This is a genomic window from Streptomyces sp. CC0208, from assembly GCF_003443735.1.
Lineage (GTDB): Bacteria > Actinomycetota > Actinomycetes > Streptomycetales > Streptomycetaceae > Streptomyces > Streptomyces sviceus.
Genome location: NZ_CP031969.1, coordinates 5,012,145 through 5,024,611, shown reverse-complemented (window position 1 = coordinate 5,024,611; position 12,467 = coordinate 5,012,145). Strand labels below are relative to the sequence as shown.

The window sequence follows — 12,467 nt, the reverse complement described above, 5'->3', positions numbered from 1 at the left end:
CGCCAGGGCGACGAGGCTCCGCGTCACGCGGACCCGGCGCCCTGGCTGTTTCCGTGTGGGCTACGTCACCCGACCCACGCACTTCTCCTACAGGCGTGATCGATCCGCAACCAATTCCCCTCTTGACCGAGACCCATCAACGCGCTGTCTGATTACGCTCGCGCTCATGGCCGACTCCGCACCCGACTCCACCCCCGCAGACCGCCCCGACCAGCCCGATCGCCCCGTGTACGTCATCGGCGGCGGCCCGGCCGGGCTCTCCGTCGCGTACGCGCTGCGGGCCCGGGGCGTCCGCGCGGTCGTCCTGGAGAAGTCCGAGCACGTCGGCGCGTCCTGGCGGCGCCACTACGACCGGCTGCACCTGCACACCACCCGCCGCCTGTCGACCCTGCCGGGCCTGCCGATGCCCCGCCGCTTCGGCCGCTGGGTCTCCCGCGACGACGTGGTGCGCTACCTGGAGAAGTACGCCGAGTTCCACGAGCTGGAGACCGTCACCGGCGTCGAGGTCTCGCGCGTCGAACGCACCGACGACGGCACCGGCTGGCTGCTGCACGCCACCGGCGGCCGCGAGCTGACCGGCGCCGCGGTGGTCGTGGCCACCGGCTACAACCACACCCCGCTGCTGCCGGACTGGCCGGGCCGCGAGGAGTACAAGGGCGAGCTCCTGCACGCCGGCGAGTACCGCAACCCGGCGCCCTACGCCGGCCGTGACGTCCTCGTCGTCGGCGTCGGCAACACCGGCGCCGAGATCGCCGTGGACCTCGTCGAGGGCGGCGCCTCCCGGGTACGGCTGTCGGTGCGCACCGCCCCGCACATCGTCCGACGCTCCACGGCCGGCTGGGCCGCCCAGTACACGGGCGTTCTCGTACGACGCCTCCCGGTCGGCCTCGTGGACCGGCTGGCCCGGCCCATGGCCAAGCTCAGCATCCCCGACCTGTCCCAGCACGGCCTGCCCCGCCCCGACACCGGCCTCTACAGCCGGGCCAAGCAGGGCGCCATCCCGGTGCAGGACGTCGGCCTCATCGACGCGATCCGCACGGGCAAGGTCGAGGTGGTGGCCGCCGTCGAGGGCTTCGAGGACGGCGAGGTGCTGCTCGCCGACGACACCCGCATCACCCCGGACGCGGTGATCGCGGCCACGGGGTACACCCGCGCCCTCGACCGCCTGGTCGGCCACCTCGACGTCCTCGACGGACGCGGGGGTCCGCTCGTCAACGGCGCCCGGACGCCGCAGGACGCCCCCGGGCTCTATTTCACGGGCTACGTCACTCCCCTCAGCGGGACCTTCCGCGAGGTCGCGATCGACGCGGAGAAGATCGCGAAGGCCGTGGTGAAGGGTGCTGCGGGCAGGCTCTCGCGGCTCCCCGTCTGACGTAGGAAACCTCAACTCTCTTCAGTACGACTCCCGTTACTCATGTGTCAGATGTGGCGGGAGCGTTGTCGTGTGCCGCCCCACGGGGCCAGAATGTGAACACTTCTCATGTTCTAGCTCCACACTCTCTCCACTACGGAGGACGCACGTGGCACGCGAAAGACAGCTCCCCCCGCTCCCCCGGCTCACCCGGCGCTCCCTGCTCGGCGGTGCCGCCGCCGCGGCCGGGGCCGTCACCCTCACCGGCACCGCCGCCTCACCCGCCTCCGCCGCCACCCGTGACGTGGACGTCGCGATCGTCGGCGGCGGTCTCGCCGGACTCACCGCGGCCCGTGACCTGGTCGCGGGCGGGAAGACGGTCGCCGTACTGGAGGCCCGCGACCGCGTCGGCGGCCGGGTCCTCAACCTGAAACTGGCCAACGGCGGGGTCACCGAGGGCGGCGGCGAGTTCATCGGCCCCACCCAGGACCGCATCAAGGCCCTCGCCGACTCGCTCGGGGTGCAGACCTTCGCCACCTACAACACCGGCAACAACCTGCTCTACAAGGACGGCAAGAGGACCCCCTACGCCACCGACGGCATCCTCGGTTCGGTCCCGCCGATCGACGCGGCGGGGCTCGCCAACGCGGCGATCGTCCAGGCCTCCCTCGACGACATGGCCAAGACGATCCCGCTCGACGCGCCCTGGACCGCCGCCAAGGCCGAGGAGTGGGACCGGCAGACCTTCGAGACCTGGCTGCGCGCCAACGCGGTGATCCCGTCGGCCAAGTTCCTCCTGGACGTGGCCTGCACGTCGATCTTCTCGGCCGAACCCCGCGAGCTGTCGCTGCTGTTCGTCCTCTTCTACATCGCCGCCGCCGGCAACGAGTCCACCCCCGGCACCCTTGAACGCCTCACCGAGACCGCGGGCGGCGCCCAGGAACTGCGCTTCGTCGGCGGCTCCCAGTTGGTCCCGATCAAGCTCGCCGCCACCCTGGGCGACCGGGTGGTCCTGAACGCCCCGGTGCGCACGATCGCCAGGTCCGGCTCGAAGTACGTCGTCACGGCCGACGGCGTCACCGTCACCGCCAAGCGGGTCGTGGTCGCCGTACCCCCGCCGCTCGCGGCCCGCATCACCTACGACCCGCTGCTGCCCGCCGCCCGCGACCAGCTCACCCAGCGCCTGCCGATGGCCTCGGTCGGCAAGGCGATCGCGATCTACGACACCCCCTTCTGGCGGGCCGACGGCCTCAACGGCCAGGTCGTCAGCGACACCGGTGTCATCAGCTCGACCTTTGACAACTCCCCGCCCGACGCCTCCTACGGCGCCCTGATGGGCTTCATCGAGGCCGACGAGGCCCGCAAGTACGACGCGGCGAGCGAGGCGGAGGTCAAGGCGGCCGTCCTCAAGGACTACGTGACGTACTTCGGCTCGAAAGCGGCCTCCCCCACCTCCTTCGTCCTGCAACGCTGGAACAACGAGGCCTACACCCGCGGCGGTCCCGTCTCCATCGGCGCGCCCGGGGTGCTCACCCAATACGGCCCCGCCCTGCGGGCCCCCGTGGGCGGCATCCACTGGGCCGGGACGGAGACGTCGATCCACTGGATGGGCTTCATGGACGGAGCCGTCCGCTCCGGTGAGCGGGTGGCCAAGGAAGTGCTCGCGGTGCTGTAGTCCGCGCGTCAACTTTGCGTGCACGCCCGTTCCTGACACAGCGTCAGTTCTGTAATCTGACAGAGCGTCAGTTATTCACGCTGTCACACAGGAGCGGGCGGACCGATGCTTGGATCAACCCACGGCACCCTCACCACCGACTCCCGCCGGGCCCGGGTCATCGCGTGCGGCGAGCAACCCGGGCCCGCCGTCCACGGCCGGCCCGCCGAGGTCGACGATCTCGACGTCGGCGGCCGGCCGCTGTATACCGACGTCCCGGATCTGGACCGCTTCTTCCGCCCTGAGACGGTCGCCGTGATCGGCGCCTCGGACACCGAGGGCCGCCCCAACACCGGGGTCACCCGGCAGTTGATCGACTGGGCGGACCGGGTGGGAGCCCGGCTGCACCCGGTGCACCCGAGCCGCCCGGCCGTCTTCGGCATCCCCTGCGTGGCGTCCGTGGCCGAGTTGCCCGAGCAGGTCGATCTCGCCGTCCTGCTGGTCGCCGACCCGCTCCCGCTGATCGGGCAACTGGCCGAGGTCAAGGTGAAGTTCGCGGTCGTCTTCGCCTCCGGATTCGCGGAGACCGGCGAGGAGGGGGCCGCGGCCCAGGAACGTCTCGCGGCCGCGGTGGCGGAGTCCGGGATGCGGCTGCTGGGGCCCAACACCAACCTGAACGCCTTCTCGTCGTTCCGTGAGGATCTGGACGGGCCGGGCATCGCCCTCATCACCCAGTCCGGCCACCAGGGCCGCCCGGTCTTCGCCCTGCAGGAGCTCGGCATCCGCCTGACTCACTGGGCCCCCACCGGCAACGAGGCCGATCTGGAGACCGCCGACTTCCTCTCCTGGTTCGCCGAGCGCCCAGAGGTCGGCGCCATCGCCTGCTATCTGGAGGGCCTGAAGGACGGCCGCTCCTTTCTGCTGGCCGCCGACCGGGCCGCCCGCCGCAAGGTGCCGGTCGTCGCGGTCAAGGTCGGCCGCACCGAGACCGGCGCCCGCACGGCCGCCTCCCACACCGGCAAGCTCACCGGCGCGGACACGGTGGTGGACGCGGCGATGCGCCAGTACGGCGTGATCCGCGTCGACGGCCTCGACGAACTCCAGGACACCGCCGCCCTGTTGGCCCGGGCGAGGCCGCCGCGCGCCGAAGGGGTCGTCGTCTACTCGATCTCGGGCGGCACCGGCGCGCACTTCGCCGACCTGGCGACGGAGGCGGGACTGAGTCTGCCCGCCCTCTCGGAGGCAAAGCAGGCCGAACTGCACCAGTGGATACCGGAGTTCCTGAGTGTGGCCAACCCCGTCGACAACGGCGGGCACCCGGTCGGCGACTGGCGCGGCCGGAAGATCATCGACGCGATCCTCGCGGACCCGTCGGTCGGGGTCCTGATCTGCCCGGTCACCGGGCCCTTTCCGCCGCTGAGCGACCGGCTGGTGCGGGACCTGGTCAACGCGGCCGAGCAGACCGACAAGCTGGTGTGCGTGGTGTGGGGCTCACCGGTCGGCACCGAACCGGCCTACCGCGAAGTCCTGCTCGGCTCCTCCCGGGTGGCCACGTTCCGCTCGGTCGGCAACTGCATCACCGCCGTGCGCGCCTACCTCGACCACCACCGCTTCGTCAGCGGCTACCGCTCCCCCTTCGACGAGGCCCCGCGCACCCCCTCGCCCTCCTTCCGCAAGGCCCAGGCACTGATGCGCCCCGGCCAGCAGCTGAGCGAGCACGCGGCGAAGCAGCTGCTGCGGGCGTACGGGATCCGGGTGCCGCGCGAGCAGCTGGTGACCAGCGCGGCGGCGGCCGTCCGCGCGGCGGGCCTGGTCGGCTACCCGGTCGTGATGAAGGCGTCCGGTGCGAGGATCGCCCACAAGACCGAGCTGGGCCTGGTGAAGATCGGCCTGACCTCCGCCAGCCAAGTACGGGACGCCTACCGCGAGCTGACCGACATCGCCCGCTACGAGGACGTGTCCCTGGACGGCGTCCTGGTCTGCCAGATGGTCGAGCGGGGCGTGGAGATGGTCGTGGGGACCGCGCACGACGAGCTGTTCGGGCCGACGGTGACGGTCGGGCTCGGCGGGGTCCTGGTCGAGGTGCTGCGCGACACCGCCGTACGCGTGCCGCCCTTCGGGGAGGAGCAGGCCCGGGACATGCTCGGGGACCTGCGCGGGCGGGCCCTGCTGGACGGGGTCAGGGGGCGGCCACCGGCGGATCTCGACGCGCTCGTGGAAGTGGTCCTGCGGGTGCAGCGCATGGCGATGGAGCTCGGGGACGACCTCGCGGAGCTGGACATCAACCCGCTGATGGTGCTGCCCCGGGGGCAGGGGGCGGTGGCGCTGGACGCGTTGGTGGTGTGCCGGTGAGCGAGGTGACGCACACCGTCGACGGTCAGGTCTCGTACCTCACCCTCAACAGGCCCGAGGTCCTCAACGCCCTCACGCCGGGCCAACGGGACCTGCTCATCGAGCTGTTGGACCGGGCGTCCGCCGATCCCGGGGTGCGGGCGGTGGTCCTCACCGGCACCGGCCGCGGCTTCTGCGCGGGCGCGGACCTGCGCGGCGCACCCGGGGCCGTGGCCCCCGGTGACGTCGCTCGCACCATCCGCCTCGGCGCCCAGCGGCTGATCGCCGCCGTCCTCGACTGCGAGAAGCCGGTGATCGCGGCGGTGAACGGCACCGCGGCCGGAATCGGTGCGCATCTCGCCTTCGCCTGCGACCTGGTCCTGGCCGCCGAATCGGCGCGGTTCATCGAGGTGTTCGTACGCCGGGGCCTGGTCCCGGACGGTGGCGGCGCGTATCTCCTGCCCCGTCTGATCGGCCCGCGGCGGGCGAAGGAGCTGATGTTCTTCGGCGACGCGCTCGGCGCCGCCGACGCCGAGCGTCTGGGGCTGGTCAACCGGGTCGTGGCGGACGAGGAGTTGGCCAAGACGGCCCGCGCCTGGGCCGAGCGCCTCGCCACCGGCCCGACCCGCGCCCTCGCCCTGACGAAACAGCTCGTGAACTCCTCCCTGGACAGCGACCGCGGCACCGCCTTCGCCGCGGAGGCCGCCGCGCAGGAGATCAACATGACGACGGCGGACGCACGGGAGGGCGTGGCGAGCTTCGTGGAGCGCAGGAGCCCCGAGTACCGCGGTCGCTGAGGTTCAGGGGGCCTGCGTCAGGATCCTCAGGTCCGGCGCGTCCGGGTCCCCGAACGGCACGAACAGCTCCGGCTCGGACTCCGTGCCGCCGATCCGCCAGTACGTCTCCTGCCCGCAGCCACCGGCGGGCCGTACGACGACACCGGGGCGCCCCTCGGGGCCGGCGGCGTAGGGGTCGTGGCCGCCCTTGTCGTCGAGCAGCCAGGTGCCGGTGCCGTCGCACACGTCGAAGGGCGACTCGGCGTAGGGGTCGACGGAGCCGGGCTCGGCCTCGGTGGGCAGGCCGGTGAGTTCGGCCCGGCCGTCCGTGCCCAGGCGCAGGACCGCGCCCTTCTCGCCCCGCCAGACCCCGGTGAGCTGCCCGGCGGACAGTGCGGGCGGCTCGTACGCGTCGACGATTCCCGTGACCGTGGCCAGCACCCCGCCGAGGAGCACCAGGAGGAACAGGCCGACGGAGGCGAACAGGGCGGGAAGCCAGACGGCCCGCAGGCCCCCGGTCCGTCTGCGCAGCCACCCGAGGCCGAGGACCGGGAGCACCCCGAGGGCGGCGAGGAGGGGGGCGGTGGTGGTGAACGGCCAGTCCCACAGCAGCAGGGCGAGCGCCGCCCAGGCCACGCCGAGGACCGTTGTGAGAGCCAGGTGCCAGGCCCACACCGGTCCCCGCGCGCGACGGGCGGCCCGGTGGGCTAGCACCTGCGCCGGCAGCACCTGGACGAGGGCGTGCAGGAGGCCGAGGACCGGCAGGACCAGCGGCGCCACGACCAGGGGGCACAGCAGGCCGAACACGGCGAGGGCCCCGGTGGCGCCCGCGTTCGCGTAGTCGTCGCCCAGCTGATCCCTGATCCACCAGATCAGTCCGATCGCCGGGAACTGCGCCGCGCACACCGCTGCGGCCTCGTGGATCCGTCTGTTGCCCCACCCCATGGACGCAGCGTAAGGGCGGCCCTTCGCGCGCCTGCCCGCCCCCTTCCCATCTGACACACCGTCAGCTTCAATGGGGGATGTGATGGGACAAGCGGGGACGGCGGAAGCGGCCGTCCGCTACCTCAGGTCCGGGAAGGCGCTCGCCGTGGAGGCGTTGCCCCGCCCGGAGCTGCGGTGTGTGCGCGAGGACGAGCGGGCACCGGTCGACCCGGCCGAGTTCCGGCGCGTGCTCGGGAACTTCGCGACCGGCGTCACCGTGGTGACGGCCCCCGGGGCACCCGGCGAGGAACCGGCCGGCTTCGCCTGCCAGTCCTTCTCCTCCCTGTCCCTCGACCCACCGCTCGTCGCCTTCATGGTGGGCCGTACGTCGGCGACCTGGCCGCGTATCGCCCGGGCGGGCGTCTTCTGCGTGAACGTCCTGAGCGCGGGCCAGGGCGAGCTGTGCAGGGCGTTCGCGGTGAGCGGCGCGGACAAGTTCGCGGGCGTCCGCCACGACCCGGCCCCGGCCTCCGGCTCCCCGCGCCTCGCGGGCACCCTCGCGTGGATCGACTGCACGATCCACGCGGTGCACACCGGCGGCGACCATCTGATCGTGGTGGGACGGGTGGACGCGCTGGGGGCGGGCGAGGGCGAGGCCCCGCTGCTGTTCCACAGGGGGCGGTTCCTCTAGCCGAGGAGTGGGCGCGTGCTGCTCGACTCCGGCGCGGTGCCCCGCGGGCTGCTCGCCGCCGGCATCGAGATCCTCGGCGAGCGCCACCAGATCCCGGTCGCGGACCTCGCCGACGAACTCCTCGCACTGTAACCGTCAGGCCGCCCCGAGCACGGCGGTCGCCGGCCGGCGCCGGATCACCAGTGCCATCAGCGCCGCCGCCGCGCACAGCGCGCCCGACGCGTACCAGATCATGTCGTACGTGCCGAACACGTCCCGCGCCACACCGCCGAGGAAGGCGATCAGCGCGGCGCCGACCTGGTGGGAGGCGAGGACCCAGCCGAAGACGATCGCGCTGTCCTCGCCGTAGTGCTCTCGGCACAGGGCGACGGTGGGCGGGACGGTGGCGACCCAGTCGAGGCCGTAGAAGACGATGAAGAAGAGCATCGGCGGGTGGACCGACGGGGCCAGGAGCATGGGCAGGAACAGGAGCGAGATGCCGCGCAGGGCGTAGTAGACGGCGAGCAGGCGGCGGGGTTCGAAGCGGTCGGTGAACCAGCCGGAGGCCACCGTGCCGACGACGTCGAACACGCCGATGACCGCGAGCAGCGAGGCGGCGGCCGTGACGGGCATGCCGTGGTCGTGGGCGGCGGGCACGAAGTGGGTCTGGACCAGGCCGTTGGTGGAGGCTCCGCAGATGGCGAAGGTGCCGGCGAGCAGCCAGAAGGGGCCGGTGCGGGCGGCCTTGAACAGGACCGTCACCGCCCGGCGCGCGGCGCCCGGGACCGGCTCCGGCTTCGGCACGAACTCCGTGGCGCCGTACGGCTTCAGGCCCACGTCGGCCGGATGGTCGCGCAGCAGCAGCCAGACGAAGGGGACCACCGCGAGGGCGGCGAGCGCGACGGTGATGGCCGCCGGGCGCCAGTCGTGCTTCTCCACCATCAAGGACAGCACCGGCAGGAAGATCAGCTGTCCTGAGGCGGAGGCGGCGGTCAGGATGCCGGTGACCAGGCCGCGCCGCTCGGTGAACCAGCGGTTGGTGACGGTCGCGGCGAAGGCCAGCGCCATCGAGCCGGAGCCCAGGCCGACGAGCAGGCCCCAGCACAGCATCAGCTGCCAGGCCGCCGTCATCCACACGGTCAGGCCGGAACCGACCGCGATCACGGTCAGCGCGACCGCGACCACCCGCCGGATGCCGAAGCGGTCCATCAGCGCCGCCGCGAAGGGCGCGGTCAGGCCGTACAGCGCGAGGTTGACGGAGACGGCCGCGCCGATCGTGCCGCGCGACCAGCCGAACTCCTGGTGCAGGGGGTCGATGAGCAGACCCGGCAGGGAGCGGAAGGCGGCCGCGCCGATGATCGTCACGAAGGTGACGGCGGCGACGAACCAGGCGCGGTGGATGCGAGAAGAGGGCTGCTTCTCCGGGTGGGCCGCCTGGAGGGCGGCTTCGGTTGTCTGGGTCACGACATAGAGCTTGCGGTCTGCGGCTTCGCCGTTCCATTGGCCCGAAGGACAGCATTCGTTAGGATCGGGCCATGAAGCCTCACCGTGTGGTCGTCCTCGCCATGGACGGCGTCCTGCCGTTCGAGCTGGGCATCCCGCACCGGATCTTCGGCCGCCCCAGGGACGCCCGGGGGCGCCACCTGTACGAGGTCGTCACCGGCTCGATCCGCCCGCCGGGCCCGGTGCGGACCGACGCCGACTTCGCCGTCCAGGTCGAGCACGGCCCGGAGGTCCTGGCCACCGCCGACACCGTGATCGTCCCGGCCTCGTACGAACTGGGCCCGGTCTTCGAGCAGGGCGTGCTGACCGGCGAACTGGCCGCCGCCCTCGCCCACATCCGCCCCGGCACCCGGCTCGCCTCCATCTGCACCGGCGTCTACGTCCTGGCCGCCGCCGGTTACCTCGACAGCCGCCCCGCCACCACGCACTGGGCCGACTCCGACCGTCTCCAGCGGCTCTTCCCGCAGATCAGGGTCGACCCGGACGTCCTGTTCATCGACGACGGGGACGTCCTGACCTCCGCGGGCGTCGCCGCCGGCATCGACCTGTGCCTGCACATGGTGCGCCGCGACCACGGCACGGCGATCGCCAACGAGGTGGCCCGCCGCACGGTCGTACCGCCGCACCGCGACGGCGGTCAGGCACAGTACATCCACCGGCCGGTGCCCGACCCGCAGCAGTCGACCACCACCTCGGCCCGCGCCTGGGCGCTCGGCCGCCTGCACGAGCCGATCCAGCTGCGGGACATGGCCGAGCAGGAGGCCATGTCGGTGCGCACCTTCACCCGCCGCTTCCGCGAGGAGGTCGGCGTCAGCCCCGGCCAGTGGCTCACCCAGCAGCGCGTGGAGCGCGCCCGCCACCTGCTGGAGTCCACCGACCTCTCCGTCGACCAGGTCGCCCGCGACGCGGGCTTCGGCACCGCCCAGTCGATGCGCCAGCACCTGCAGACGGCCCTCGGGGTCACCCCGACCGCGTACCGGCGCACGTTCCGGGCGGGGGTCCTCCGCTCCTAAAAGGTCAGCACTCCCCGGGCCACCCGTCCCGCCTCCGCGTCCGCCACCGCCTTCTCGAAGTCCTCGACCGGATAGGTCTCGGTGACCAGTTCGTCGAGGAGGAGCCGGCCCTGGCGGTAGAGCTCCGCGTAGAGCGGGATGTCCCGCTGCGGCCGGGAGGATCCGTAGCGGCAGCCCAGGATCGACTTGTCCAGGTAGAGGGAGGAGACCAGGAAGGAGGCCTCCGCACCCGCCGGCGGCACCCCGAGCAGCACCGCCTGGCCGTGCCGGTCGAGCAGGTCGATCGCCTGACGGATCAGCCCCACGCGACCCACGCACTCGAAGGCGTGATCGGCCCCCGTGGGCAGCACCTCCCGGGCCCCCTCCGTCGAGGTCAGGAAGTCCGTGGCCCCGAACTGCCGGGCCGCCGCCTCCTTCGCCGGGTTGGCGTCCACCGCCACGATCCGCGACGCCCCCGCGATCCGGGCACCTTGGATCACGTTGAGCCCGATCCCCCCGGTCCCGATCACCAGCACGCTCTCTCCCCGGTCCACCCGGGCCCGGTTGAGCACGGCACCCACCCCGGTCAGCACCCCGCACCCGATGAGCGCGGCGGACGGCAGCGGAATGTCCTTCGGGATCCGGACCGCCTGCACGGCCTTCACCACGGTCCGTTCCGCGAAGGCGGAGTTGCACGCGAACTGGAACACCCGCTCCCCGCCCCGCGAGAAGGGCTTCTGGGGCCGCCCGATGGCCTTGCGGCACATGGTCGGGCGCCCCCGGTCGCAGTCGGCGCAGGCCCCGCAGTTGGCGAGCGTGGACAGCGCCACGTGGTCACCGGGCCCGACATGCGTGACCCCCGCCCCCACCGCCTCCACCACGCCGGCGCCCTCGTGCCCCAGCACCACCGGGACCGGGAACGGAATGGTCCCGTCCACGACGGACAGGTCGCTGTGGCACAGCCCGGCCGCCGCGATCGCGACCTGCACCTCGCCCGGCCCCGGGTCCCGCACCTCCAGGTCGTCGACGACCTGGACCTGCCTCCCGTCGAACAGCACGCCGCGCATCAGACGACCCCCTTGGGTTCCCTGGGCAAACCGAGCACCCGCTCGGCGATGATGGTGCGCTGGATCTGGTCCGAGCCGCCGTAGATGGTGTCGGCCCGCGAGAACAGGAACAGGTGCTGCGGCGCGTCGAGTGCGTACGGTGCGGAAGGGTCCCACTCCCGGGGCCCGACCGTGGCCTCCGCCCCGCGCACGAGCATCGCCAGCTCCCCGAGCCGCTGATGCCAGCCCGCCCACAGCAGTTTGGCCACGCTGGGTGCCCCGCCGTCCCCCGAACTCCCCAGTGTCCGCAGGGCGTTCCATCGCATGGTCCGCAACTCGGCCCACTGCCGCACGAGCAGAGCGCGTACGACCGGATCGGCGACCGCGCCCGTACGTACGGCGGTTCGCACCACCTCGCTCAACTCCTGTGCGAATCCAACCTGTTGGGCCAGCGTGGACACCCCGCGCTCGAAGCCCAGCAGGCTCATCGCCACCCGCCAGCCCTGCCCCTCACCGCCGACGACATGCTCGGCACGCGCGTGTGCCCCGTCGAAGAAGACCTCGTTGAACTCACTGGTCCCGGTCAGCTGCCGGATGGGCCGCACCTCGATGCGCCCCGGCTGATCCATGGGAACGAGCAGAAACGTCAGCCCGTGATGCCGACGCGACTCCGGATCGGTCCGGGCGAGGACGAAACACCAGTCCGCCTCATGAGCGAGGGACGTCCAGATCTTCTGCCCGCTGATCCGGTACGACCCGTCCTCGGCCCGCGTGGCCCTGGTCCGCACACCGGCGAGGTCGGACCCCGCCCCGGGTTCGCTGTACCCCTGGCACCACAGCTCCTCCCCGGCGGCGACGGGAGGCAGAAAGCGCGCCTTCTGCTCCTCGCTGCCGTGCGCGAGGAGGGTCGGCGCCAGCAGCTTCTCCCCGATGTGCCCGGACCGCGCGGGCGCCCCGGACCGCGCGTACTCCTCGGCCCAGACGACCTGCTGGGTGAGGGTCGCGGTGCGGTTGCCATAACCCCCCTCGCCCCAACCCAGCCCGATCCACCCGGACTTCCCGAGAGTCCGCTCCCAGGCACGGCGGTCCTGGGAGCCATCGGCATGAGTGGTGAGCCATTCCCGCACTTCGGTACGGAACGCCTCATCCTCGTCGCCGAATCCAAAGTCCACGAACGTCTCCTCTCAACACCGACCGGGTTGAACTCCCTCAGGGGCGCG

10 protein-coding genes are annotated in these 12,467 nt (G+C 72.5%); 6 read left to right on the top strand and 4 right to left on the bottom strand.

From position 1 onward, the window contains the following. Positions 1-166 precede the first annotated feature (166 nt). The 4 genes from D1369_RS23115 (at position 167) to D1369_RS23100 (ending at position 6,133) form a co-directional block, all read left to right on the top strand. Complete coding sequence (locus D1369_RS23115; protein ID WP_007382778.1) at positions 167-1,372, top strand: NAD(P)/FAD-dependent oxidoreductase; 1,206 nt, start codon at positions 167-169, stop codon at positions 1,370-1,372. A 148-nt stretch (positions 1,373-1,520) separates the two neighbouring features. Continuing rightward, positions 1,521-3,026 carry an FAD-dependent oxidoreductase gene (locus D1369_RS23110; protein WP_037900499.1) on the top strand — a complete coding sequence of 502 codons (1,506 nt, stop codon included), beginning with the start codon at positions 1,521-1,523 and terminating at the stop codon, positions 3,024-3,026. Between the two features lie 105 nt (positions 3,027-3,131). Next, a complete protein-coding gene (locus tag D1369_RS23105) occupies positions 3,132-5,357 on the top strand; it encodes an acetate--CoA ligase family protein (protein WP_007382780.1) in 2,226 nt (741 codons plus the stop codon). Beyond that, complete coding sequence (locus D1369_RS23100) at positions 5,348-6,133, top strand: enoyl-CoA hydratase-related protein (RefSeq protein WP_007382781.1); 786 nt, start codon at positions 5,348-5,350, stop codon at positions 6,131-6,133. The genes D1369_RS23105 and D1369_RS23100 overlap by 10 nt, the downstream gene beginning before the upstream one ends. A gap of 3 nt (positions 6,134-6,136) precedes the next feature. On the opposite strand, the gene D1369_RS23095 is transcribed toward D1369_RS23100, so the two are convergent. Beyond that, a complete protein-coding gene (locus D1369_RS23095) occupies positions 6,137-7,057 on the bottom strand; it encodes a hypothetical protein (RefSeq protein WP_063649622.1) in 921 nt (306 codons plus the stop codon). A gap of 82 nt (positions 7,058-7,139) precedes the next feature. Here D1369_RS23095 and D1369_RS23090 point away from each other — a divergent pair, with 82 nt between their 5' ends. Then, complete coding sequence (locus D1369_RS23090) at positions 7,140-7,727, top strand: flavin reductase family protein (protein ID WP_037900505.1); 588 nt, start codon at positions 7,140-7,142, stop codon at positions 7,725-7,727. Positions 7,728-7,862: 135 nt separating this feature from the next. Here D1369_RS23090 and D1369_RS23080 read toward each other — a convergent pair whose 3' ends face one another. Continuing rightward, positions 7,863-9,170, bottom strand: coding sequence for an MFS transporter (locus tag D1369_RS23080; protein ID WP_007382784.1), 1,308 nt, complete (start codon positions 9,168-9,170; stop codon positions 7,863-7,865). A 71-nt stretch (positions 9,171-9,241) separates the two neighbouring features. On the opposite strand from D1369_RS23080, the gene D1369_RS23075 reads away from it, so the two are divergent. Then, positions 9,242-10,222, top strand: a complete 981-nt coding sequence (locus D1369_RS23075) for a helix-turn-helix domain-containing protein (protein ID WP_007382785.1) — start codon at positions 9,242-9,244, stop codon at positions 10,220-10,222. On the opposite strand, the gene D1369_RS23070 is transcribed toward D1369_RS23075, so the two are convergent. Then, on the bottom strand, positions 10,219-11,268 hold the full coding sequence (locus D1369_RS23070; RefSeq protein WP_007382786.1) for a Zn-dependent alcohol dehydrogenase: 1,050 nt from the start codon (positions 11,266-11,268) through the stop codon (positions 10,219-10,221). The two genes, D1369_RS23075 and D1369_RS23070, sit on opposite strands and share 4 nt — an antisense overlap. Further along, positions 11,268-12,419, bottom strand: a complete 1,152-nt coding sequence (locus tag D1369_RS23065; RefSeq protein WP_007382787.1) for an acyl-CoA dehydrogenase family protein — start codon at positions 12,417-12,419, stop codon at positions 11,268-11,270. Before D1369_RS23065 ends, D1369_RS23070 begins: the two co-directional genes overlap by 1 nt. Between the last annotated feature and the right edge of the window lie 48 nt (positions 12,420-12,467).

What these genes read in the sequence shown, in the direction of transcription:
- D1369_RS23090 (WP_037900505.1), top strand. Translation starts at nt 7,140, where the DNA reads ATGGGACAAGCGGGGACGGCGGAAGCGGCCGTCCGCTACCTCAGGTCC.
- D1369_RS23070 (WP_007382786.1), bottom strand. Translation starts at nt 11,268, where the DNA reads ATGCGCGGCGTGCTGTTCGACGGGAGGCAGGTCCAGGTCGTCGACGAC.
- D1369_RS23105 (WP_007382780.1), top strand. Translation starts at nt 3,132, where the DNA reads ATGCTTGGATCAACCCACGGCACCCTCACCACCGACTCCCGCCGGGCC.
- D1369_RS23115 (WP_007382778.1), top strand. Translation starts at nt 167, where the DNA reads ATGGCCGACTCCGCACCCGACTCCACCCCCGCAGACCGCCCCGACCAG.
- D1369_RS23075 (WP_007382785.1), top strand. Translation starts at nt 9,242, where the DNA reads ATGAAGCCTCACCGTGTGGTCGTCCTCGCCATGGACGGCGTCCTGCCG.
- D1369_RS23095 (WP_063649622.1), bottom strand. Translation starts at nt 7,057, where the DNA reads ATGGGGTGGGGCAACAGACGGATCCACGAGGCCGCAGCGGTGTGCGCG.